Source organism: Nostoc sp. (assembly GCF_036917615.1).
Lineage (GTDB): Bacteria > Cyanobacteriota > Cyanobacteriia > Cyanobacteriales > Nostocaceae > Nostoc.
This window is the reverse complement of sequence record NZ_JBALCZ010000060.1, coordinates 82174-105531: the sequence shown is the minus strand read 5'-3', so window position 1 is coordinate 105531 and position 23358 is coordinate 82174. Positions and strand designations below refer to the sequence as shown.

Here is a 23358-nt window from a genome sequence, read left to right as displayed (position 1 = left end):
AAGCGTTATTATCTGAATCATGGAGGCAATTGCTGCATTTCAATTTATTGCAAAAATTAACTGGTTATTCTCGATTTTGATAAATTATAATTGTTGTATTTTTGGTGAAAATACGCCTTTAAATCAGCGGATTTTATCACATAAAATTTGCTGTTAAGGTTCGCACAAAAACTGATGTTGTCTACCAGCGTAGTAATCCTTAAAAGAAGGCGGTCATGGCCAACAAGTACTTAAATAAATTTATTAACAAAACTTTGTCACTATAATTGTAAGAGTTTTGAACTAGTGTAAAAATAAGTAAGTTGAGGATAAAATCATGAAATTCGGAATTGATAGCGGGCACAATTGTCCACCAGACACAGGAGCCAAAGGGATAAAATTTGAGGATAATTTAACTCTAGATGTAGGTAATAGAGTTATAGCCAAGTTGAGAGCTTTGGGGAATGAAGTCGTAGTATGTAGACCAAGTAGTGCTAGTACAGTTCGGGAATCGCTTTCAAAAAGATGTTCTACAGCGAATGGGAGTAAAGTAGATATTTACGTCTCGATTCATTTTAACTGCTTTAACGGACAAGCTAACGGCACAGAAGTATTTGCAACTAGCGATACAGGTAGAAAAATCGCTAAACCTGTATTAGATGAAATCGTCAAATTAGGATTTTTTAATCGCGGCATTAAGAGTGGTTCCCACTTGTTTGTTCTGAAAAATACAGATATGCCTTCGATTCTTGTAGAAGGTTGCTTTGTGGATTCCCAAAAAGATATGAATCTTTTTAATCCGGAAGCAATGGCTAATGCGATCGTCAAAGGCTTAACTGGTAAAGTGTCAAGTGTTCCTGTTAACCCTGTACCAGATGAAGAAGGCAATGTAGATACCACTATTCAAAGACTGCAAAAAGCCTTAAATCAACTCAAAATAACTGATAAAAATGGTAAGGCGCTAGTGGAAGATGGCTTCACCGGAGCTAACACCAAATCTGCCGTAGAAAAATTTCAGACTATTGTCGGGGTTCAGCCGACTGGAATTGCTGACTCAGCTACATGGAATGCCATAAATCTAATTTTGGCAAAACGAATACTCAGACCAAACCATGCTGGTAATGCAGTTATCAGATACTTGCAATACCGTCTAGGTGTTGAAAATGATGGCGTCTATGGGCCGCAGACAGAGGTTGCAATTAAGAACTTTCAAAAGCAAAATGGTTTAGATGCCGATGGGATTGTCGGGCCTGCTAGCTGGCAGAAATTAATTGGTTAGGTTGATGGCGAATTGCTCATCTGGATTATAAAACTATAGCGATCGCAAATGTAAATTCCTGCATCCTATAGCTAATTCCACTTGAGATAGGGGGGTCAGCTACTGAAGCTAAAATCCCCCTTTAAGGTTCTACATCTTGATGATCAAAATTGCTCCAAAAAAATTTGACATCAGGGTGGATAAAAGAATCAAGGTCAACCTATTGAGTAAGTAAAAGGGTTAAAACCCAAAAGACACACTAACACTTAACCATTAAGAGAATGACCATAAAATTCCCTCATAAAGCTTTTTCTTTGCTAACAGCAACCGCACACAGGCAAATAGCAATACAATAGTTTTTCAACAGTCGTTCAAAGTAAAAATTGCGATGCTTTTGTGAACTTTGCCGCTGTTAGAGACATGAATTACGAAGATAACCTCACCCAGCGCTATAGAATCAAAACAGGTCGTCGAGGACGGCAAGTCAATCAACTGCTGGAAAATAAATAAGCTGTTACTGAAGAATAATTTAGGAGTTAAGAGCAAAGCCGGAGACTGCGAAAGCTTCGGTTAGGAGGATGCAGTACGGTTTTGGGGAGCCAGTCCGTTGTGGTGAGTCCAGCGCTGTAGGCGGGTTTCCCGCCGTAGGCGACTGGCGTTAGCGCAGCCTCTTCTCTACGAGAGGCTATGCCAACGAGTCATCTTCCAAAGGGAGACGCCAAGGGCGAACGAGCGTCACCCGAAGGGAGGTTCCCTTCGTTGTACTCCTACGGAGAAGCAAGCTACGCGCAGCGTCTCCGACAGGAGAAGGAACTGGCGTGGTTTTCCCCATGAGCGCGACATCGCCTGAAGCCGTTAATCTAAAATAATCAAAATAAATAACCAGGGCGTAAGAAGTCACCTATGCTGCTGACAGGAATATGTTCAACTTAACCAGGTTTACGTTTGATAACTATCAATCGCACTTGGTCACAGGTAATTTCCTATCGCTCTGGTGCTTTTTTGACGGTGAAGTTTCGCCAAAAATATAAAAGTTAAGGGCTTTTCAAGCCTATAACAATTGTTACTACCTTGTTGTATAAGTGGACACAATTTTTCTATGTTTAAAATTTATTTCCGATGTCATATTCAGTTTTCCGGGCGTAGTTTTTTAAGTAGTAGACTGTTGCTTCCGTAAACAACAAAGTTATGCCGTAAGTGAAAGCAATAATTAGGAAAGCCGTGAGTCCTCGATCAATCCAATTAAGAATTCCCCCTGATCCTAGTTGACTCAGCGAGAGTTTTAGACTGGCAAGGATAAAAATAGCGATCGCAGGGATTTGTTAAGATACTAAGGATGAACAGGGCTGTATCTTTTTCTGGGCGACGAAGAAACGATCGCAGCAACTGCTTTGAGTATAAGCAACTTGACAGCAATGATCAGATAGATCTGCAGCGCAATGTACAGATATTCCGAAACCGTTGCTGGCAATTTGAGAAACTGGGCAGACAAAATGATCGCCCACAGCCAGATTCCATCGCTGATTCTGTGATTAAGGGAGCTAAAAAAAGCATCGGCAGTATTTTTTTCTAAGTTCTTGGCGCGAGTGTTCGCTACCTCCAGCCAATATTTCAGCAATTTCAGTGCGATGAATAATCATACTGTGTGCAAAACTTTTTCATAATTTTAGAGCGAGGAACGAGCGTCACTGCGAATTGCGAATTGTTCGGTCATATTTGATTTTTGAAATATAGGTAGGGTGTGTTAGATGAAAGTACGGCACCGTCCAAAGGCTTTGGTGCGTTACAGACTTCGTCCTAAGGCAACGCCAGTTGCTACAACGGATAGCGTCCCTTGCGCGTCTCGTAGAGAAGCGGTAGCGAGTCATCTCCCTACAGCCCTTTGGGCATCCTACGGCAGGCGCTAGCCTCTCACGAATGGGAGAAGGGGAGACGATGCCGCGCAACGAGCGTCGGGAATCTCCCTTCGGGTGACGCTCGTTCGCCCTTGGCGTCTCCCTTTGGGAGATGACTCGTTGGCATAGCCTCTCGTAGAAAAGAGGCTGCGCTAACGCCAGTCGCCTACAGCGCTGGACTCACCGCAACGCACTGGCTCCCCTAGATAATACTTAGATTTTTTCACGCAATCAAATCGGATTACTATATTAGTCCTATATATCTGTGTGGATGTGCATATTTTAATGTGGCACAACCAACTGAAATTTCACGGGAATTTTCTCAGTAGAATATGTATATATCACTACTAATTTAACAGCCTGTTGGAGGGCTATTATGAAATACTGTCGCCCCCGACTTCAGTTTAGTGTCGGCTGGTTGTTGGCTATATTTAGCGCCATCACAGCTACCCCTGTAATAGCAGAGACAGCAAATTTTGGTACTTTCAATTTATCAACAAACTTTGATCCAGCACAAGGAAGAGTGCAGGGGTTTACAGGTGGTTCTTACTCATTGTCTGCGATAAGTAACCGCGATCGCGATCAAAAAGCCTGTATTGGCTTTGCCGATCCTACTCCAGATCATATTATGGTTTTGGAAAAGGACTTTACCCAACTGACAATACAAGTTGATAGCAACAACAACGACACGACTTTACTCATCCAAGGCCCAGATAAAATGACGATTCGTTGCGGCGATGACACTGGCAAAAGTAAAGATGCTAGCGTTAGCGATCGCAACTGGAAAAGTGGCACCTATCGGATTTGGGTGGGTACATTTAATCCTGGGGTGAAGCGCGATTATACTCTGACGGTGGAGCAGCAGTGAAGTAGGGAGCAGGGGAAGCAGGGGGAGAACAACTAACCAATGCCTAATGCCCCATGCCCTATTCGCAATTTTCAGGTGTAACACTTGAGAGGATAATATGGGAGAGTAGCTTGTTGTGCTTTCCGAGGGTGCTATCTCGTGCTATCTACTCTGCGTGCTGACTTTCGTATCATATTTGAACGTGACCCAGCTGCCCGTAACTGGTTGGAAGTTTTATTTTGTTACCCTGGTTTGCAAGCCCTGCTATTCCATAGGCTGGCTCACTGGCTGTATACTGTTGGTCTTCCCTTTATTCCCCGCCTGATTTCTCACTTGGCTCGGTTTTTGACTGGAATTGAAATCCACCCGGGTGCAGCAATTGGGCAAAGTGTGTTTATTGACCACGGAATGGGTGTAGTAATTGGTGAAACTGCGATCGTGGGAGACTATACACTAATTTATCAAGGTGTCACCCTTGGGGGTACTGGTAAAGAATGTGGCAAGCGCCATCCAACTGTGGGTGAAAATGTCGTAGTTGGAGCTGGAGCGAAGGTGCTGGGCAATATCCAAGTTGGCGATAATGTCCGTATTGGCGCTGGGTCTGTTGTTCTAAGGGATGTTCCTTCAGACTGCACTGTAGTCGGCGTGCCTGGGCGGATTATATATCGTTCAGGAGTCCGGGTTGCACCTCTGGAACACAATAACTTACCAGATTCGGAAGCTGAAGTGATTCGTGCTTTAGTAGACCGGATTGAGGCGCTGGAAGAACAAATACAAACTCTTCAGCGCACCAACTCTTGTGGAAGAACTCCTGTATTGGTAGGTTGTGTAGCTTCTAACCATGCTGATTTATCACAAGATGCTCCTGTATGTAATCTTAGAGATAAGGCAATACAGCAGTTTCTAGATGGTGCGGGTATTTAAAGAAAGTTAGGAGTTAGGAGTGAGGAATAAAAATTATCTTTGCACCTTTCAACTCATGACTCCTAGCGCTGGGTAGGTTGGATTGAGAAACGTAGACGCCCGGAGGGCGGCTTCTTGGAGGGTAACCCAACATTTTTCGTGGTTTGTTGGGTTTCACTACCCTGCCTTAAACCGCCTCCGGCGTCTACGTTCAACCCAAGCGTATTGACTCCTACCGGACAAAATTAAGGATTAATTTCTTCACAAAACCATTCTTGATTTTCATCGCGGCGATAAAATCTTCTATTTTGTGGTTCGCCCCGCAATTCTAAGTGGTCTACCTGCACTGGGTCGAGTAACAGTAGGCAAAAATTAGGCAATGGTTGCACGGGGTCGGGTGCTGGTGGCTCAAAGGCTTCTAATTCCAAAACTCTAGGTTTACCAGGATGAGGCCAAGCAAGCTGTAAACGCGCCGCATCGCTCAATTCTTGCCACATGCTGATCCGGGCTGGCTGTAAATCCTGGTGAGAATCATTACCGCTGACCAGGGTCAAACAGCCAGTGATGCGGAATTGTTCTCGTGTATTGGGGAAGTACCAGCAAACTTCTGCCCAAGGTTGTTGCTGTATCTGGTCGGCTTTAGCACTACGAGTATCGCTAATAAATTTTAGCTGGTTTGTATCTTCCAGAAAGTTGCGAAAGACTAGGGTACGATTAGCGGGGCGACCGTTCGGCTGTACCGTTGCTAGTTGGAGGTAACGGGAATAAACAAGGCTATGGTTGCGATCGAGTGCATGAGCGATCGCACCTCGCCAAGGAGCAAGAGACATTATACAATTCTGTTGGTAATCTAACGCCAGGTATTCTTGAACATACTACCACTTCAATCCTCTTGGTTGAACGCCAGTGATTCCTAAAAGTATTTCTCTAGCGCCAAGAAGCTTTAAGAGTTGGCTGCTGTAAAATATGTATATGAACCTATCCCACTAATAATATTTTGTTAATCCAGATGTGTATGGTAGCGAGGTCAATGAATGCGTCAAAATAAACCTTTCGACGTTCCCATCTGACAACCAGACGACGATATTTGCGCTGATACCAAGCAAAACAGCGCTCCTGCTGGAATCTCGGAACAGAGATTTTGAGAGGTCTTCCCTTGTTTTTCTTGGTTTTCCAGACTCGTTTGGGAATTTGAGGACGAATACCTCGTCTACGTAGGTCAACACGCTTTTGTCTTGAGTTGTAACCTTTATCAGCAGCCAACACTTTAATTTGCTTACGTGGTCTCCCCCGTTTTAATGTTTTAAGTTTGACTTTATCCAACAGGGGTATGACCTGTTCTCGCTCGTTACCATTGGCTGGGGTAGTGCAATTAGCTAAGGGCATTCCATTACCTTCAGTCAGTGCATGAATGAGAACACCCTTACCTTTGCCACCATAGGCAATTTCTTCACCTCCTCCCTATACGTATTTACTTATCTTTACATAGCTTGATTTTTTACCTCGTTCTACTTAGTGGTAATAATCTGATGAATGCGATCGCTATTACTGTCAAACTCCACAGATGATCAATTTAGAGACTACTTTTGATGATCATGTTGCTGTGAACGGGCGATCGCAGTCAGCAATTCTAAGCGATCGCTCACCGATAACTTGTATATTTGACTTTTTCAATCTGGCAAACTGATAATTTTTCCTTTTACATGTCAAAGGATTTCAGAAATCGCAAACTCATCATTTCTAGCAGCAATTTCTGTTGGAATGTTTGGCTCACTAACCATCACTTCCAGTTGTTCTTCAGGATTTTTTGCATCAGCTAATTTATCTTTTGTGTACTCTCTTTCTCGGATTTGCCGAGCAATACTTTCTAGCAGCCAAAGTTGTTCTTCCACAGATAAGGCACGGACAGAGCGCTCAATTTCTAGTAAATTTGGTGAGATCATTTTGCTTTTGATTCCAAGCGGTGCGTATTTTTCAAAGATATGATATTCAGTCTATCTGGTTAACCTAGAGCATCGCAAATTCCCGATCATTTTCCCCACACCTATCTTTTCATAAATCAAATGAGATTGCTATAAATAATCAGAAGCCAGTTTGATGACTTTTTAATTAAATATTCCTGCTGAAGCGAAATGTACGCTAAACTGACTACATGAATTACCAAACAGCTTGGAAACTCCTCATAGATCAGACAATCACAACCGAGGAAAACCCAGATGCGCTGTTAACGCGGATGAAACAGGGGAAACCACCGATACCCGGTCAGATCACCTAGATTTTGTTGGCATTGAAAGTGGTGTTTGAAGCCCTCAAAGATGCAAAGAGCCTAGATCGAGAACTGGCTTTGACCTTTTATCAGTTAAGCATTAAAGCGCAACACCTATTTGCCGCAGGGCGTAAAGTCGGGGTTGATTATCCGCCACTACTGAAGGAAGATTTGCTACGAATTTCCTTAGCATCTGAAAGTATCTTTTCGGGTATATGGCAAACCCTAGCTCCTGTAGGGTTGGAAAAGCTTTAGAAAGTATGAGCTAGACCTGATAAGCCAGGCTTGGGACTGAGCCAATGTGCAGCGTCTTCTTGTGTATCTATCTCGATTAACGAATTTGCAGTTCCCTTTCTAACTTGCCTAAGTCAGTTTTGAGAAAAATAGTCATTTGACCGGTAAAAGCTTTGCCAGTCTTGGGTTGGGCGATTTCTACCCAATATACATAGCGATCGCCTACTCGTAGTTCTCCCTTTAAAGCTTCCCGAATCGGAGTTTGGGCAAAACGCGCCGAGTTAATTACCTTTTGGTTGGGATACTCATACACTACCTGAGCGCGATCGTAGTCTTGATAAATCTCCAAGCCATAAATCACCCGTAAAGATTCCTGGAGACGCGCAAATGTCATGCCGTTAATGGCATCATACATGGCAATGCGCTCACTCCGAATTCTGCTACGGTCTTTGGAAAATTCTACCCTACGGGAGGCAATACCGACGCTTGAAAAGTGAACCGTTGAGCAGCAGTATCAGTCTTTTGCACAAACAATTGCTCTCCACTCCTGGGGCGGAGTGTGGGATGTACTTTAATCCAGGTGCCTACTTCCTCTGTACTTTGCCCTGGTAAAGCATTAACTTGGGAATCAAAAAGCGTTCCTACGTACAGCCAAGGTGCTAGAGAAAAAGGCAAAATCAAACAGTTAAGCAGAGATTTTTTGAGCATTTTGCTGTTCAGGACTTTCATGGAAATTTCCCCATTAGGGAGTAACCATAGTCTTCCCGTTTTTCAGCAAGATTATTTCAAGCGTCAACCCAACTTAAGACATTAAGGATCTTACTTATCAACGCTCTATCATAGAAAAAGCCAAGAATGGAATCGTTATGAGCATTAGGTCATACTCCTTTAAATAAATGGTTCTGAGTTAAAGATATGGAGCTAGATGAACTTAAAAATATTGTTAGATCGGGGCAGTTTAGAGCTATTACCTTAGATACATCAATTTTTGACGCTCAGGGTTTGAGGCTAGAATCAGGACTACTTAAGCAATTAGAACAATTTCGAGATAGTTCTACAAGACTGATTCTTTCTGAAGTGGTCAAAGAGGAAACTTTATCACATTTAATAGAAAAAGCAAGGGACGCACAAAAGGAAATTGAAAAATCCTTAAAACAAGCTAAGGAGCATTGGCGGGTTGAAGATCAGAAGATCGAAGTCATTAAAAAAACAATTTTCGGCGAACATAAAGCACAGGAAATTGCGTCTGAGCGATTTAGTCAATTTGTAGAAGTTACATCCCTAGAGATAGTTGAAGCGCAAGACTATGTAATGATTGGTGATTTGATACAGAAATACTTTCAAGCTAAACCTCCATTCTCAGAGACAGGGAAAAAGAAGAATGAATTCCCTGATGCTATTGCTTTAATGTCATTGGAGACATGGGCTAATAAAAATCGAACTAAAATTATTGTTGTCACATCTGATAATGATTGGAAAAACTTCTGCAAACGTTCTGAAAGGCTTCTTGCTATCGACGATTTTGCAGGGGCTTTGGGATTATTTCAACTTCAAGATGCTGACGATATCTGTAGATACTTATCAGAAAGATATGAAAAATGCGAACTTGAAGATGTAAAAGAAGTTATTTCTAATGCTTTGGAATATAGAATAAGCGCTCTCGATATTTCTCCAGAGGCAGATTCCGCTTACGTTTATGAACATGAATCCACAGAAATAACCTTTAATGAATTTGAATTTAAATTCCTTCAGTCTCCTAATTTAATATTTAGACCAGTTAAGTTTGATGATGAAAGCTTAGTAGTTGAATCTAAATTGAGTGTTGATGTCAATGTTGAGTGCAGCTTTTCCTTTTCTGTATATGATTCTATCGATGGAGATGACGTTTCAATGGGGAGTAGTACTGCAAGTATTCAAACTAATTTGGATGTGGATATATTAGTTTCGTTCATAGGTGATTTGGATAAAGTCGGAGCAGAAGTTGAAGTTGAAGATGTTGAAATTGAGATTACAGTGCCTGATGTCGATTTTGGGATGATTGAGCCAGATTGGATGGATGATGAGGATTATGATTACTGAAAAGCGGCATTATCGGAAGCCCTTGATGTGGTTGCAAAGGTTTGCAAGTAACCCTTTAACAGAAACGTTAGGCTGCTTCAAGTTTTTTTTGAAGCGTACTTAGAAGATTATCTATATGGCGAGTCCACCAAAAGTTATTGAGAGTTTTACGATTCACTGGTTAGAAGCTTAAAGTAGTACAATTAAACTATATGAAGCAGGGAAATTCTTCATAGCTCTTGCTGTGATAACTCTGTAAGCTGATGTATGAAAGCGAATAAAGGCTAGCTATTATCTAGCAGGCTGAAGGGGGTGGTTGTAGTGTTGTCATGTTTTAACCTAGCAGATTACTTTATCTGGTTAGCAAATGAAACAGGCTCTTTTATCAGTAATCTAAAACTGCAAAAGCTTGTGTACTATGCTCAGGCTTGGCATCTTGCACTCAATGACACTCCTTTATTCCAAGAGGATTTTCAAGCCTGGATACATGGACCTGTAATACCTGCGTTGTACCAGAAGTATAAGCTTTTTGGATGGCAACCAATTTTAGAGGATGCTAACCCGGAATTACCTCAAGAGGTTCAAGAGTTTCTAGATGAGGTTGCACAAGAGTACTTTGCCTGCGATGCTTATGAACTAGAGCAGATGACTCATGCCGAGGCACCCTGGAATTTGGCTAGAGGAAATCTACCACCTGATGCACCTTCCAACGAAGTTATTCAGAAACAGTGGATGAAGGAGTACTACGGATCTCGTGCCGAAGAAAAGGATTAATAAGACTGAGGTTGCCAAAGACGGCATATCAGGTATTAAACCAACAAAGACTGAAGCCACCTCAAGGCATCAGCTTTTCGTTTAAATATTATCAAGACAGTAACAGCAAGTTTTCTTGTAGCGAAAAAGAAGTAATTTACTGGCTGACCTTGCTTGATCGGTTAAAAGCTCTATCTTGCCTAACGGCTCAAGAGTTGTTAGTGAATCGTAGCAGTACCCTTAGATGTCATGCCATCAAGTGGGAACATACCAGCGAGAGGGCATTTGGTTTGCCGAATGAAGAACAATTAGTTAACATACCATATCAGTTTTCCATCTCCTCAAATGAACATGGCAGGGTTCATGGGTTCTTTATTAACGAGATTTTCTACATTGTTTGGCTAGATCCAGATCATCTACTGTACCCCGCAAAAAATTAAGGAATCATCGCCACTTTAATCACCTGACGCGTTTTCATCTCACAAAACACCTGTTCTAAATCTTTTAATGGCCGCTGTTCACTAATAAATAACTCAAAAAGAACTTTGCGACTAGCTAACAGTAATAACGCCGATCGCATATACTCTAGTGTATTATAAAATACGCCTTTTATAGTAAGTTCGCTGTAGTGTAGCCGTTCTGTGTTGTTGCACCAGTACGTATATTTAAGCAAACATAATGTAAAACCGTGTCCTATTTGGGGCGAATAAGACACGGTTTCACAGAAGTATTTACTTATAATATTACAAAAATCAAAGTAAGATTTGATTTATACCAAAGCAATCCATTTACTGAGATTTGTTTCCTAGTTCATTAACTTTCTCTGTTGTGGGAGAAATTTGGCGATCGTAATTTGTCCTTTCTTGAGTCAAAGCGATCGCACTAAAGAAAATCGCACTTCCTACAGCCAGGGCCACCATAGGACGCTTCAGCAAGACAAAATCTCTGATAATCCTAGCTAAAGGTCGGCTTTGACGACGTAGCGCTGAAGAAATCATCAATTGTCTCCAAGTAAACGGATCACGGACATAATGACCGCTTTGACAAACTACTAGCCGTTCCTGGCAATAGGGACAGCAAAACAAGCCCATGCGCGTTTTTACTGGTTTAGGCGTAGCATTTCTTTGGCAAATTGGGCAAGTAACATAATGATTATCAAAGGTGTGTATATTCATTTACCTCGTCCGCCTAGTCCATTTACTCGCTCTATCTATAACAATAGATATATTGAATGCCGATCAATACTTAGCAGACTTCCAAGTATGGTCTAACATTAGGCATAAATCATACATACATTGTATTACTACCAAGGATGGCTCAATGGTCGTAACCTGAGTATAGCTAGATTTAGGCAAGGATGACTCCTAGTTAATGTTTGCAGGTGCGTCCACCCAGCCCACAAAAACTCTGTTCTCTCTAGAAAGAATAGTGTTGGCGCTGACTCGCACCCCACTAGCCCTCGTTAACCCTCAAATAATAATTGTCTCCCATTTAACCATTCTCTCCACAAAAATTTTGCACAATGACATTTTTTGCTCAGGCTTTATAAATCAAGCAAATAAAGTCTACTTGTCTGGTTGCTAAATAATGGCTCACAATGAGAAGTAACAGACAAAAATTTAAATTTTTTCTTACATTTACCCCGTCTCTTAATGACTCTCTTGCCTCCCACTCAGCTGAGGAAGGTAACGGAACAACCTGCCTTTCCTACACCTTCCGCTCGTTTAGCTCACCTAATTAATCGTTTTCAACCATCCCCAGAAACCGTTGTGCTATTTTTAGCCGTGCTCATTGGTGGTGGTACTGGTATGGGTGTAGTCACCTTTCACTATTTAATCCAGCTGATTCACCAGCTGATGCTGGAAAATTTAATGGGTCAAATCGGCGTCTGGGGTGCTTGGACTTTAGCCTGCGTTCCCACCCTTGGCGGCTTAATCGTTGGCTTGATGCGCTGGCGCACTCAAGACTTTGGCCCTGAACTTTCATCTCTTATCGCCGCCTCTCAAGGAACAGAGATTAAGCGACCACTACGACCAGTTACGAAGATGTTAGCCGCATCTGTTTCTTTGGGGAGCGGTGCTTCTTTGGGGCCAGAGGGACCGAGTGTAGAAATTGGCGCAAATTTTGGGATGTTGTTGTCTGTGATCCTCAATGTATCTCAAGAGCGACAACGTTTGCTGTTGGGTGCTGGCGCGGCGGCTGGACTTGCTGCTGGATTTAATGCTCCCATCGCTGGAGTATTTTTTGCCCTAGAGGTGGTGATGGGAGCTACATCTTTCGCTACTTCTGCTGTAAGTGTGGTGCTGCTAGCAGCGGTGGTAGCAGCATTAATTGCCCAAATTGGTTTGGGGGCACAACCTGCTTTTGATTTACCTGTTTACCAAGTCCGCAGTCCCTTGGAACTACCCCTTTACCTTGGCTTGGGTTTAGGGGCCAGCCTAGTTTCTCTGGCTTATACTGAATCAATTAGGGGAGCAAAAGCCTGCTTTGCTGGGAAGGTTCCAGGTTTTGACATTTTGGGACGAATTCCTGAGGCGATTCATCCAATTATTGGCGGTGTGATCATTGGCGTAGTTGCTTTGCACTTCCCGCAAATTCTGGGCGTCGGTTATGAAACTGTAGAAGCGATGCTTCAGGATGTGGAGTTTCCACTCTACCTGTTGGTGGTGCTGTTGGTGATGAAGCTACTGATGACTGCAATTAGTGCGGGTAGTGGTTTCATTGGCGGTTTGTTTGCACCAGCAATGTTTTTAGGTGCTTCTTTTGGGTCAGCTTACGCCAAAATTTTAGCTGTGGTATTCCCGGCAATTTGCGATCAGATGGCGGCTCCCCCAGCTTACGCAATGGTGGGAATGGCAGCAGTACTGGCTGCTAGTGTCAGAGCGCCGTTAACAGCTATTTTAATGCTGTTTGAATTAACCCGCGACTACCGCATTGTTTTACCGTTAATGGCAGCTGTGGGTTTGAGTGTTTGGCTAGTAGAAAGGATTAAACCAACTTTTAACTCTAACTCTAACCTACAACAGATTGGTCTTTCGGAATTGAAAGATGAAAAAGCGGAAATTGTGCAGCAAATTTTAGTAGAAGATGCTATGTACCCCTGTCCAAAAAAGCTACGTGCAACTCTTGGGGTGTTAGATGCAGCGGTGGAAATGATCCGCGATCGCGCCCGGAGTGCTTTAGTAATTGATGAAGCAGAGCAATTAGTTGGTATACTTTCTCTGGAAGATATTAACCGTGCCCTTGCTCTTTGGCAAACTTACCCAAATTCGCTAACTGAAATTCCAGATAATTTATCCAGTCAAACCCTCATAGACATTTGTACTACTGAAATCCTTTACGCATGGCAGGATGAACTATTATCTGAGGCTTTAGACCGCATGACTCTTCGAGGTTTGCATCAATTACCAGTGGTAGCACGAGACAAACCCGATCGCATTTTAGGTTTACTAGAAAGAGAGCAAATTGCATTAACCTGCAATTTAGCAGTTACGCGCAAGGCACTTCGCCACTATTTACCAGTCTTACCCACTACAGATATAGTTATTAATAATTAGTCAAAGGTCTATCAATTTTGAATTTGAGATTTGGGATTTTAGATTTATGTTAGCGAGTCTTGTCTGCAACACACTACGCATAGCAAGATCCCCGTAGGAGTACGAGCGTATGAGTAGATTTGTTCCACCTACAAGGGGTGTGGTATGAACCAAAAAAAATCCAAAATCCAAAATCCAAAATCCAAAATCCAAAATCCAAAATTCACATCGTCAAGGGTTAAAAAATCTTGGACTTTTGATTGATAACTCTTGAGTGCCAATTTTAGATTAGACCTCTTGCAAAAGGCCCTAACACCCCACCTCCTAACCCCTAAGAGCTTGCTCTTAGGGGAGACAAAGCGTAGCTTTGGCTGTTTGGGGTTTTTATTTTTGATTTATGCAAGAGGTCTATTGAAGAAAAGCCGATAGCGCAGCGTAAAGCCTTCTCTTTTCCTTTGGAGACGCTAACGAGAGGCTTGTCTGCGACACGCCTCTCGTTCGCCAACGGCATGGCAACTCTTAGAGACGCTGTTCGCGTTCGCTTAGTACAGAACACCACAAAAAGCGTATGGAATTCAATCATTCGTAGGTTGGGTAGAACGTAGACATCCCAAGGGTGGCTTCCCGGACGATAGTGAAACCCAACATTAAGTCTGAATATTTCCGAACCCCTTTTACGGTGACGTGTACTTAGAGCGAGTCAGACGCTCGCAGACTCGAAGAGGCTGCGCTACCCTTGCGTCTTTTAGGTTCATGCGGGACTAACGTCCCGCTACGCGCTTTCACCTCTTGTGGGTGACACAAATCCAAAATTCAAAATCTTCAAGCCCCATCTGTTTATGGGTGGGGTCAATCCAAAATCTAAAATCGTTCGACTGAGCGTAGCCGAAGTCTAAAATCTATTGACTTTGGACTCTTGACTATATTATTAAGCCGTGGCTTCTATGGCTTCATCATTTTCTTGATCTTCTGGATCTACCTGTCTCAGACGAATGTGCTTTTTGCCTAAAGTGATCAGAAACTCATCTCCTGGTTTAAGATTCATCTGTTTTGTATAAGCTGAACCTATAAGTAAGTTCCCATTCGATTGCACACTAATTCTATAGCTAGCACTACGTCCACCACGCCCATTCGGACTGGGTGTACTGTCCAACTGAATGCCTTCGGCATCAATTAGGGCATTTAAGAACTTCATCATATTAACGCGCTCTATACCGTTTTTGGTAACGGTATAGTAGCCACACTTTTTGGCTTTGTCTTCTTTGCTCTCGCTCTCTAGCTCTTTGACTTTTTTGAGCAGTTCATCACCGAGTAGGGGTTCAATTTTTTTCTGTTTAGGCATCAACTTAGGTCGAAAACGAATGTTTGAAGTGTTTGAATCGATTTTATTTTAGCTGACGTTGAGCTAATAGGAACATAATCCTTTAGTTTTTATCTCAACCTAGCCAAGTATATTACACTCATAGGCACAATTGTTATGTGATTAACAATATTGCCAAGACAATCTATTTCAGAGAATGCTGCCAATGCTGATAACTATATATATAGTTTGTAATTCACTGCTAGACTAGACAAGTTTTAAGTTTTCTAAACTAACGCTCAAAAGGTTGTTAACTTGCTGACAATGATAACTGAGTCACAAAATGATAAGTAAAACTGATCCCTAGTCAAAGATTAAGGGTCAAGGGTTAATATTTGGACTCTGGACTATTGACTAAACAACAAAGCTTGCCAAAATGAAACTAACTACCAGAGGGCATTACAGTGTGAAGGCGTTGCTAGATTTGAGTTTACAGCCAAGATATGGCCCTGTATCTGTGAGAGCGATAGCCAAACGCCAATATATTCCAGCTCCTTACCTGGAAAAACTACTAATAGAAATGCGTCGTGCGTCTTTAGTGAAATCAATTCGTGGTAGCATCGGTGGATACCAATTGGCAAGAGAGCCTGCACAAATATCTATAGGACAAATTTTAGAAGCAGTTGGCGAGACTAGCCATTTACCCCATCACACCCCAGCCCCTGCACAAGCTGAAGATTGGGTAACATTTAGCCTCTGGCAGAGACTCAACCAAAAGCTCAAAGAAGCTTTGTACAGTATTACTCTGGCAGACCTTTATTACGATGCTCGTAGCTGGCAAGCTTCCCTTGGGGAAGAAGCTAGTTTTGTGGTTTAGTCAATCAATTTTGGATTTTGGATTTTGGATTTTGGATTTTGGATTTTGGATTTTGGATTTTGGATTGACCACGTTAGCGTAGCGGGACGTTCGCGTTAGCGTCTTGCTACGGAAGTACGGGTACTGGGCTACTTGAGGATTTTGGATTTGTTCCGCCCACGCTTGGATAGGACAGGAACCAAAAAAATCTAAAATCTAAAATCTGAAATCTAAAATTGGCACGGTCAATCCAAAATCCAAAATCTAAAATCCAAAATTGGTTGACCCTTGACTCGTGATTTATGACTAATAGCATCTATATCTTAATAATTGCTGCACTTTTAGATTACTTAATTGGCGATCCTTGGAATTGGCCTCATCCAGTGCAAGTTATGGGGTGGGTAATTTCTAGGCTGACCAAATTTTCTCTGCAATTATGTCAAAATTCTCTAACACAACGCCTATCTGGAATTGTACTAGGTATTATCCTAATAATTGGTAGCGGTCTTGTTGGCTTTTTGATTATTCAAAGTGCCCGATGGGTTCATCCGTTGTTAGGAATTGTAATAGATAGCATTCTTTTGGCTAGTTGTTTTGCTGGCAGAAGTTTGCGAGCAGCAGCGGTGGCTGTTTTACAACCTTTAACAGCAGGAGATTTAGGTGAGGCTCGTAAGATTTTAAGTAATTACGTTGGTCGAGATACACAAAACCTCTCACAAGCAGAAATTTCACGAGCCGTTTTAGAAACGGTTGCAGAAAATGCCACCGATGGGGTAATGGCTCCGCTTTTTTATGCAATTGTTGGTGTCTTTGTGCCAGTTGTGGGGCCAACTCCCTTGGCTTTAGCATACAAAGCCAGCAGTACCCTTGATTCAATGGTGGGCTATCGGGAAGCACCCTATACTTATTTGGGATGGTTCTGTGCGCGGTTGGAAGATTGTTTGACTTGGCTACCTTGTCGGTTAACAGTCCTGACTCTGGCGTTGTTATCGGGTAAACCGATGCACCTTTGGCGAATTTGTCGTCGGGATGCAATTAACGATCCTAGTCCCAATTCTGGCTGGAGTGAGTGCGCCTATGCTGCTTTTTTGGGTGTGCAGATGGGGGGTACAAATTGGTATCGCGGGGTAGCTAAGTACAAACCACTGCTAGGAGATGCTATTTATCCCATTACTGCAACTTCTATTCAGAATGCTTTGCAACTGACTCGATATTGTTTTTTACTATGGTTAGGGATAGCGATCGCTATATTCTTAATACTCCCAAATAGGTAATGATAAATATAAAGTTAGGAGTTAGGAGTTAGGAGTTAAGAATAAAAACTTCTAACTCTTAACTCATCACTCCTAACTCATCATTCAGGGGTATCGGTTTATAGCTATGTCTGCCAAAGTAGTTGAAATTCTCTCATCAGAAGAAATCCGTCGTACCTTGACTCGCCTTGCCTCTCAAATTGTGGAAAGGACGCGTGATTTGTCTCAACTGGTGCTTCTTGGTATTTATACCAGGGGTGCGTTATTAGCCGAATTGTTGGCGCGTCAGATTGAGACACTGGAAGATGTAACCGTGTCAGTCGGCGCTTTGGACATTACATTTTATCGAGATGACCTCGACAAAATTGGATTGCGGACTCCAACAAAAAGCGAAATTCCTTTTGACCTTACGGGGAAAACAGTTGTACTTGTGGATGATGTTATTTTCAAAGGACGGACGATTCGCGCTGCTTTGAACGCAGTCAACGAGTACGGTAGACCAGAGGTGATTCGTTTAGCTGTGTTAGTAGACAGGGGTCATCGGGAATTACCAATTCACCCAGATTTTATTGGCAAGCAGTTGCCTACTGCCAAAGAAGAAATTGTCAAAGTTTATTTACAAAATTCCGATGGACGAGATGCAGTGGAGTTGATTAGTCATTAGAACCTATCCCACTAATACAAAAATGTGTTAATCTACTTCCGGCTGGAATTGGATGTATCGGTGGATGGCTGGACGTTTTGAAGGATTGAGTGACCTGGAATGGAAATTGTTTGAGGATATATTTCCCAAAGAGCCAGAAAAGCGTGGTAAAGGGATGCCTCATGCACCATACCGGAATGTATTAAATAGTCTGTTGTACATGCTGATTACTGGCTGTCGATGGTGTGATCTACCAGGTGGGGATATATGGGCATCGAAAAGCTCATCCCACTGATGGTTAAAACGGTGGCGTGAAGATGGAACATTTGAACACTTACAGGGACGTATATTAGCGATGGCTAATGATCAGGGACTAATCAACTGGAACTTTGGCGCGGTTGACGGGTCTTTTTCCCCCTGGAAAGGGAGGAGGTGAAAAAATTGCCTATTTGACCGAATTTTAGATTTTAAATTTTGGATAATGGAAAAGAAGATTCTTGCGTTCCATTATTTAAAAAGGTTTGAGAGCAAGCGAATTTATACTGGCTCCGCGAGAAGCAAGCTATGTGGAATAATTCTTTAAACCACATAGCTTGCATTAATTGACTTGCCCCTGACTTGATTGTTGGGGTCAATCTAAAATCCAAAATTGCTTAACGATATATACCATAGATAACTTCTGCATCTAGTCTTGTAGATTAAGTTTTGGTTCATTGGTATTTACGATTAAACCCTATTATGGTATATCAATGGGGTAAATACGCTCCGATGATCTTGCTAATTAATCGGGCAATAGGGACGATCTCGCAAAAACAACTTATCAAGGGTGCTCATTACATTGTTTGAAGTTATGTAGCCTTTTGATTACAGCCTATCAACCACTGCGGTAAACTATGCGTTGATTATGATTCTTTCGCAGAGAAGAACACTCGGAAGGAGCGGTTATTTCAATGTCTCATAGTGTAAAAATCTACGATACCTGCATTGGCTGTACCCAATGCGTCCGTGCTTGCCCTACTGATGTACTGGAGATGGTTCCTTGGGATGGCTGCAAAGCTGCTCAAATTGCCTCTTCGCCCCGTACAGAAGACTGCGTAGGCTGTAAGCGCTGCGAAACCGCTTGCCCCACCGACTTTTTGAGCATCCGGGTTTACCTGGGCGCTGAAACAACTCGCAGTATGGGTCTAGCTTACTAAAAAGCTCAGTGCTGAGTCACCGAACTTCTGATCGCGATGGGGGTCTACTGCCCAACTGTTCTTTCCAGAACGGTTGCCTTGATCTCCTTGGAACACAAGAAAGAGGCGTAAGCCTTTGCGCCTCTCGGCAGTGATACAGACCATCAAAGAAAGCCTCCGCACCCTGCGGGAAGCACGCTACAGAGTTCTCGCTGAGTTCTGAGTCCTGAGGCAAAAGAAGTAAATCAAAAAAACAATTTCTTGATTCTTCACTCAGCACGGGCTACGCCCCGCTACGCTAACGGAACTCAGAACTCAGTGCTCAAGAATTTTAAAGTTTCTTAATAGAAAGCACCTTTAGCAATACCTAGTGGTAGAGGGAGTAATTTACTCCCTTTTTTTTTGCAAAACGTCGAGTTTGTGCTAAAGACTATACTGGATTAAATTATCCTGAAAAAAAGCGGTGTGAACAATGTGCGGAATCGTTGGATATATAGGCACTCAAGCGGCGACAGACATTTTACTGGCTGGGCTGGAAAAACTAGAGTACAGGGGCTACGATTCTGCTGGAATCGCCACTATTTGGGAAGGTGAGGTTAATTGTGTGCGGGCAAAGGGCAAACTGCATAACTTGCGTTCTAAACTCGAACAAATAGAAACCCCTGCCCAAATTGGTATTGGTCACACACGCTGGGCAACTCATGGTAAACCAGAAGAGTACAACGCCCATCCCCACATGGATACGGCAAAGCGAGTGGCGGTGGTGCAAAATGGGATTATCGAAAATTACCGCGAGTTGCGCGAGGAACTCAAACAAAAAGGACACGAATTTCGTTCTGAAACCGATACAGAAGTAATCCCCCATCTCATAGCCGAATTTTTGAAGAATCTTCCCCCTTCATCTCCCTCATCTCGCTTCCTAGAGGCAATTCGCCAAACCGTTAACCACTTGCAGGGGGCATTTGCGATCGCAGTTATTTCTGCTGACTACCCCGATGAATTGATTGTTGTCCGCCAACAAGCACCTTTGGTAATTGGTTTTGGGCAAGGGGAGTTCTTTTGTGCGTCTGACACGCCAGCGATCGTTGCCTACACCCGTGCAGTGCTACCTCTGGAAAATGGCGAAATAGCCCGACTCACACCTTTGGGCGTTGAGATTTACAATTTTGCTGGCGACAGGTTGAAAAAACAACCCCGACTACTCAACTTCAATCCTGCAATGGTAGAAAAGCAGGGATTCAAACACTTCATGCTCAAAGAAATCCATGAGCAACCAGGGGTAGTGAGAGCTAGTTTAGACGCTTACTTTAATCCAGCCGAATCTACAGAATCGCCAATCAATCTTGGTTTACCTGCGGATTTATACAAGGATTTAGAACAAATTCAGATTGTCGCCTGTGGTACCAGTTGGCACGCAGCATTAATCGGAAAATATTTAATCGAACAACTAGCAGGAATTTCAACTCAGGTACATTACGCTTCTGAGTATCGCTATGCACCATCACCTGTGACGGCTAACACGTTGATCATTGGCGTTACCCAATCAGGTGAAACTGCTGATACCCTAGCAGCTTTAGCGATGGAAAAAGAACGTCGCCAGGGAAAAGAACCCAAATATCAAGCGCGACTACTGGGCATTACCAATCGCCCCGAAAGCAGCCTCGGTCATATGGTGCCGCATATTATTAGTACTCTAGCGGGAATTGAAATTGGGGTAGCGGCGACAAAAACTTTTACCGCCCAACTGATGGGATTTTATGCTTTGGCACTGGATTTAGCAGCTCGTCGTCAGACAGTTTCAAAAGATGCATTAGAGAAAATTATTAACGGGTTGCGGCAAATTCCCAAAGAAATTGAAGCAACTTTGGAAAGTCAAGAATGTTTAACTGAACAGCTAGCCCACGAATTCGCCGAAACCCAAGATTTCATTTTTGTGGGAAGAGGAATTAACTTCCCCATTGCTTTGGAAGGGGCGTTGAAATTAAAAGAAATTAGCTACATTCACGCCGAAGGGTATCCGGCTGGAGAGATGAAACATGGCCCGATCGCTCTTTTGGATGCGAAAGTACCAGTAGTTGCGATCGCAATACCTGGTAGTGTTTACGAAAAAGTTATTTCTAATGCCCAGGAAGCAAAAGCCAGAGATTCTCGCTTAATTGGCGTGACTCCAGTTAAAGATGGCGAAGCTGGGGAAATTTTTAACGATCTGCTTCCTGTCTCTCATGTAGAAGAATTACTTTCTCCGATTCTGACAGTGGTTCCCTTGCAATTATTGGCTTATCATATTGCCGCCCTTCGCGGTTTGGATGTCGATCAGCCTCGTAACCTTGCTAAAAGTGTCACTGTAGAATAATTTATACTATTTAATCAATAATTATACTGCGACTTACCTGATATTATTGTTGGATAGTTAAATTTTAGCACATCCAGCAATTTTTTTTGAGGTCATGTCTGGCACAAGGGGCTATATGTCTATACAATCTCAAAATGATTGATGTTGGGTTTTTAGTTGGGCTTAAACCTTGAATAAATCGATTTTTATACTAAAGCGATGCTAAAAACAAATTTATGGTTATTAGAGGAGTAACATTTAGCCCTCTTCTGTCACTTTCCGAGTATTCTGAATAAAAGGATTAAAAGAAAAAACTCTGGAAGGTAAGTAGGGCAATGGATGTAGAATTCCAAATCTTGAAACATTTAGCAAGAGATGCCCATCCAACAGTTGCGATCGCCCACGGACTGGAAGAAGTTTACCAACCAGCTAACCCAGAAAATTCCCAACCCAAAACAACCAAAGGCAAAAGCCGTAAAAAGACGACACAGGAGCCAGTATAATGAGCGTCTCAGACTTTGTTCGCCGACAATTACACCGCATATTGGAACAGCACCGCATAGTCGTTTGGTACGATAGCGATCGCACTTTTGCTGATTTTATTCAATCCTTCCAAGCTGACTCTTGTGTAGTCGTATCTACTGTTGAGTCTATTTTGAACTCCCGTCGTCAAGCTGAAGCCATCTACCGCCAGATGAACGAGTCTGATGACTTAGCCAAAGCTGGGTTGAATCTCCTCATTTACGTACCCCGCCAGCATGGAACAATAGAAGATGAGAAGCGGCAAGATCCGTTTGAAGTTTTCGCATGGGCTGGTATGGCGTTTGGCGACAAAGAAGCAGAACAGTTAGAATCTCTTGCCAGACAAGCAATACCAGAACGGGCTATAGAGATTACTCGGCTATTTGCCCAAGGCAGTCCAACGCTATCGATGTTAGACAATTTACAGTTCCATCACCGTTCGCCTTTACTGTTAGAGGCGCTAGGTACTGACTCACCATCAGAAGCGATCGCCTTAGTCCTCTGCTTAGATGAAAAATCACAACGTATTGATTCCATTAAAGGTTGTTAAAAGAATTTTTGCAGTTATTGGCAACGGAGATTGGCTTTAAACCTCTATCAAAAGCCAAATCCTGGGCAGAAATCAGAAAGCAACTCGGTCAGTATCTGCTGTTCAACGAGTTTGCCCTCGACCTGCCTTGTAAACGTACGCTCAGACTGGTAGAATCAGGCGGAGAGCTAATTCCTGTCTTAGGTGAGAGGAAACTGGAAGAGTCCAAGCACCGGATGCGACTGCTACAGGAAAAATACGGCGATCGCTTCAAAGATATCGAACCGGAAGATATTTTCAGCAAAAAAGTAAATGCCTTGGGCAAGCAGTTAGCCTCTGTGAATTTATTAGTTGTCCGCACCAAAGACCCTGACCGCATTGCTGAAAGTATTGGCAACATGAAAGCCCGAAAATATCTTTCGGATGTAGTCGGTGAAATGGTAAATATAATTCGTCGATTATCTACAATTGGGTTCACCCATTTTGTCATTGGTGCAGATCATGGTCACGTCCTAATTGACGAAATACCATTAGGAGATGTAATTCCCAAACCAGGGGGTGAGTGGTTGAAAACTAAGCGCAGGAATTTGCTTGGGCAATTTATATCTGGCGAATCTTCAAGTGTAGTTATCTTCAAAACTGAGCAGGTTGGTATCCAAGGAGATGCCTAAGACCTCTGTGTTGCCAAAGGCTTTAAAGTTTTTCAACAAGTTGAAGGTTACTTCCACGAAGGCATAAGCTTGCAGGAGGCGATCGTGCCATTGGTAATTTTGCGATCGCAAGGTAAGATTACAGCTCAGAGTAAGGCGAATATTTTCCTGCATTATAAGTACGATTACTTTGCCAATAAAGTAATCAATCTGCGAGTCTGCTATGAATATTTGCTACCAGAAGCAATACAAGTCCGCATCGAAGCTTACGATGGCTCAACAGTAAAAGCAAGCGGGTAGGTAAAGCAACCGACTGCGATGCTAGAGACGAACGAACTGGTGAAATCATACTCCAGCCCAATCAAGAAA

The 23358-nt window shown here is 42.7% G+C and carries 25 protein-coding genes and 3 pseudogenes; 20 read left to right on the top strand and 8 right to left on the bottom strand.

Going from position 1 to position 23358, the window contains the following annotated elements:
- Positions 1-316 precede the first annotated feature (316 nt).
- Positions 317-1258 carry an N-acetylmuramoyl-L-alanine amidase gene (locus tag V7K85_RS20955; RefSeq protein WP_334816159.1) on the top strand — a complete coding sequence of 314 codons (942 nt, stop codon included), beginning with the start codon at positions 317-319 and terminating at the stop codon, positions 1256-1258.
- A gap of 1309 nt (positions 1259-2567) precedes the next feature.
- Here the strand turns inward: V7K85_RS20955 and V7K85_RS20950 are convergent.
- Entirely contained in the window at positions 2568-2855 is a 288-nt protein-coding gene (locus V7K85_RS20950; RefSeq protein ID WP_334816157.1) for a hypothetical protein, read from the bottom strand.
- Positions 2856-2985: 130 nt separating this feature from the next.
- Between V7K85_RS20950 and V7K85_RS20945 the strand changes: the two genes are divergently transcribed.
- From V7K85_RS20945 to cysE, 3 genes are all read left to right on the top strand, one after another.
- Positions 2986-3144 (top strand): hypothetical protein, encoded by a 159-nt coding sequence (locus V7K85_RS20945; RefSeq protein ID WP_334816155.1) that lies wholly within the window; start codon positions 2986-2988, stop codon positions 3142-3144.
- 364 nt (positions 3145-3508) lie between these two features.
- The gene (locus V7K85_RS20940) at positions 3509-4000 is read left to right on the top strand and encodes a hypothetical protein (protein ID WP_334816153.1); all 492 of its coding nucleotides are present in this window, start codon (positions 3509-3511) and stop codon (positions 3998-4000) included.
- 138 nt (positions 4001-4138) lie between these two features.
- Complete coding sequence (gene cysE / locus V7K85_RS20935; RefSeq protein WP_334816151.1) at positions 4139-4903, top strand: serine O-acetyltransferase; 765 nt, start codon at positions 4139-4141, stop codon at positions 4901-4903.
- 224 nt (positions 4904-5127) lie between these two features.
- Here the strand turns inward: cysE and V7K85_RS20930 are convergent, their stop codons facing one another.
- Positions 5128-5712: an Npun_F5749 family FMN-dependent PPOX-type flavoprotein gene (locus V7K85_RS20930; protein WP_334816149.1), complete on the bottom strand. Its 585-nt coding sequence runs from the start codon at positions 5710-5712 to the stop codon at positions 5128-5130.
- A 148-nt stretch (positions 5713-5860) separates the two neighbouring features.
- Positions 5861-6328 (bottom strand): transposase, encoded by a 468-nt coding sequence (locus tag V7K85_RS20925; protein ID WP_334816306.1) that lies wholly within the window; start codon positions 6326-6328, stop codon positions 5861-5863.
- Positions 6329-6446: 118 nt separating this feature from the next.
- On the opposite strand from V7K85_RS20925, the gene V7K85_RS20920 reads away from it, so the two are divergent.
- Positions 6447-6569 carry a hypothetical protein gene (locus V7K85_RS20920; RefSeq protein ID WP_334816147.1) on the top strand — a complete coding sequence of 41 codons (123 nt, stop codon included), beginning with the start codon at positions 6447-6449 and terminating at the stop codon, positions 6567-6569.
- 19 nt (positions 6570-6588) lie between these two features.
- On the opposite strand, the gene V7K85_RS20915 is transcribed toward V7K85_RS20920, so the two are convergent.
- Entirely contained in the window at positions 6589-6825 is a 237-nt protein-coding gene (locus V7K85_RS20915) for a hypothetical protein (protein WP_334816145.1), read from the bottom strand.
- Between the two features lie 209 nt (positions 6826-7034).
- On the opposite strand from V7K85_RS20915, the pseudogene V7K85_RS20910 reads away from it, so the two are divergent.
- Positions 7035-7403 (top strand): annotated as a pseudogene (locus V7K85_RS20910) (Dethiobiotin synthetase).
- Between the two features lie 76 nt (positions 7404-7479).
- On the opposite strand, the pseudogene V7K85_RS20905 reads toward V7K85_RS20910, so the two are convergent.
- A pseudogene (locus V7K85_RS20905) lies at positions 7480-8090 on the bottom strand (hypothetical protein).
- Positions 8091-8297: 207 nt separating this feature from the next.
- On the opposite strand from V7K85_RS20905, the gene V7K85_RS20900 reads away from it, so the two are divergent.
- From V7K85_RS20900 to V7K85_RS20890, 3 genes are all read left to right on the top strand, one after another.
- Positions 8298-9461 (top strand): PIN domain-containing protein, encoded by a 1164-nt coding sequence (locus tag V7K85_RS20900; protein ID WP_334816143.1) that lies wholly within the window; start codon positions 8298-8300, stop codon positions 9459-9461.
- 300 nt (positions 9462-9761) lie between these two features.
- Positions 9762-10214 carry a Panacea domain-containing protein gene (locus V7K85_RS20895; RefSeq protein WP_334816304.1) on the top strand — a complete coding sequence of 151 codons (453 nt, stop codon included), beginning with the start codon at positions 9762-9764 and terminating at the stop codon, positions 10212-10214.
- Between the two features lie 11 nt (positions 10215-10225).
- The gene (locus V7K85_RS20890) at positions 10226-10633 is read left to right on the top strand and encodes a hypothetical protein (protein ID WP_334816141.1); all 408 of its coding nucleotides are present in this window, start codon (positions 10226-10228) and stop codon (positions 10631-10633) included.
- On the opposite strand, the pseudogene V7K85_RS20885 reads toward V7K85_RS20890, so the two are convergent.
- Positions 10630-10839 (bottom strand): annotated as a pseudogene (locus V7K85_RS20885) (dehydrogenase); the annotation flags it as partial. The gene V7K85_RS20890 and the pseudogene V7K85_RS20885 sit on opposite strands and share 4 nt — an antisense overlap.
- A gap of 142 nt (positions 10840-10981) precedes the next feature.
- A complete protein-coding gene (locus V7K85_RS20880; protein WP_334816139.1) occupies positions 10982-11368 on the bottom strand; it encodes a hypothetical protein in 387 nt (128 codons plus the stop codon).
- Between the two features lie 477 nt (positions 11369-11845).
- On the opposite strand from V7K85_RS20880, the gene V7K85_RS20875 reads away from it, so the two are divergent.
- Positions 11846-13750: a chloride channel protein gene (locus V7K85_RS20875; RefSeq protein ID WP_334816137.1), complete on the top strand. Its 1905-nt coding sequence runs from the start codon at positions 11846-11848 to the stop codon at positions 13748-13750.
- 907 nt (positions 13751-14657) lie between these two features.
- Here V7K85_RS20875 and V7K85_RS20870 read toward each other — a convergent pair.
- Positions 14658-15071, bottom strand: coding sequence for an AbrB family transcriptional regulator (locus V7K85_RS20870; protein WP_334816135.1), 414 nt, complete (start codon positions 15069-15071; stop codon positions 14658-14660).
- 394 nt (positions 15072-15465) lie between these two features.
- On the opposite strand from V7K85_RS20870, the gene V7K85_RS20865 reads away from it, so the two are divergent.
- From V7K85_RS20865 to V7K85_RS20820, 10 genes are all read left to right on the top strand, one after another.
- On the top strand, positions 15466-15906 hold the full coding sequence (locus V7K85_RS20865; protein WP_334816133.1) for an Rrf2 family transcriptional regulator: 441 nt from the start codon (positions 15466-15468) through the stop codon (positions 15904-15906).
- A gap of 281 nt (positions 15907-16187) precedes the next feature.
- A complete protein-coding gene (gene cbiB, locus V7K85_RS20860; RefSeq protein ID WP_334816131.1) occupies positions 16188-17159 on the top strand; it encodes an adenosylcobinamide-phosphate synthase CbiB in 972 nt (323 codons plus the stop codon).
- 100 nt (positions 17160-17259) lie between these two features.
- A complete protein-coding gene (gene pyrR / locus V7K85_RS20855) occupies positions 17260-17802 on the top strand; it encodes a bifunctional pyr operon transcriptional regulator/uracil phosphoribosyltransferase PyrR (RefSeq protein ID WP_334816302.1) in 543 nt (180 codons plus the stop codon).
- Between the two features lie 52 nt (positions 17803-17854).
- Positions 17855-18076 carry a transposase gene (locus V7K85_RS20850; protein WP_334816129.1) on the top strand — a complete coding sequence of 74 codons (222 nt, stop codon included), beginning with the start codon at positions 17855-17857 and terminating at the stop codon, positions 18074-18076.
- A gap of 655 nt (positions 18077-18731) precedes the next feature.
- The gene (gene psaC / locus V7K85_RS20845; protein WP_015175986.1) at positions 18732-18977 is read left to right on the top strand and encodes a photosystem I iron-sulfur center protein PsaC; all 246 of its coding nucleotides are present in this window, start codon (positions 18732-18734) and stop codon (positions 18975-18977) included.
- A gap of 451 nt (positions 18978-19428) precedes the next feature.
- The gene (glmS, locus tag V7K85_RS20840; protein ID WP_334816127.1) at positions 19429-21309 is read left to right on the top strand and encodes a glutamine--fructose-6-phosphate transaminase (isomerizing); all 1881 of its coding nucleotides are present in this window, start codon (positions 19429-19431) and stop codon (positions 21307-21309) included.
- A gap of 314 nt (positions 21310-21623) precedes the next feature.
- Positions 21624-21791: a hypothetical protein gene (locus V7K85_RS20835; protein ID WP_334816125.1), complete on the top strand. Its 168-nt coding sequence runs from the start codon at positions 21624-21626 to the stop codon at positions 21789-21791.
- Positions 21791-22360, top strand: coding sequence for a hypothetical protein (locus V7K85_RS20830; RefSeq protein ID WP_334816123.1), 570 nt, complete (start codon positions 21791-21793; stop codon positions 22358-22360). Before V7K85_RS20835 ends, V7K85_RS20830 begins: the two co-directional genes overlap by 1 nt.
- Positions 22354-23010 carry a hypothetical protein gene (locus V7K85_RS20825; RefSeq protein ID WP_334816121.1) on the top strand — a complete coding sequence of 219 codons (657 nt, stop codon included), beginning with the start codon at positions 22354-22356 and terminating at the stop codon, positions 23008-23010. Before V7K85_RS20830 ends, V7K85_RS20825 begins: the two co-directional genes overlap by 7 nt.
- Before the next feature lie 84 nt (positions 23011-23094).
- Positions 23095-23289 carry a hypothetical protein gene (locus V7K85_RS20820; RefSeq protein WP_334816119.1) on the top strand — a complete coding sequence of 65 codons (195 nt, stop codon included), beginning with the start codon at positions 23095-23097 and terminating at the stop codon, positions 23287-23289.
- The last annotated feature ends 69 nt before the right edge of the window (positions 23290-23358 follow it).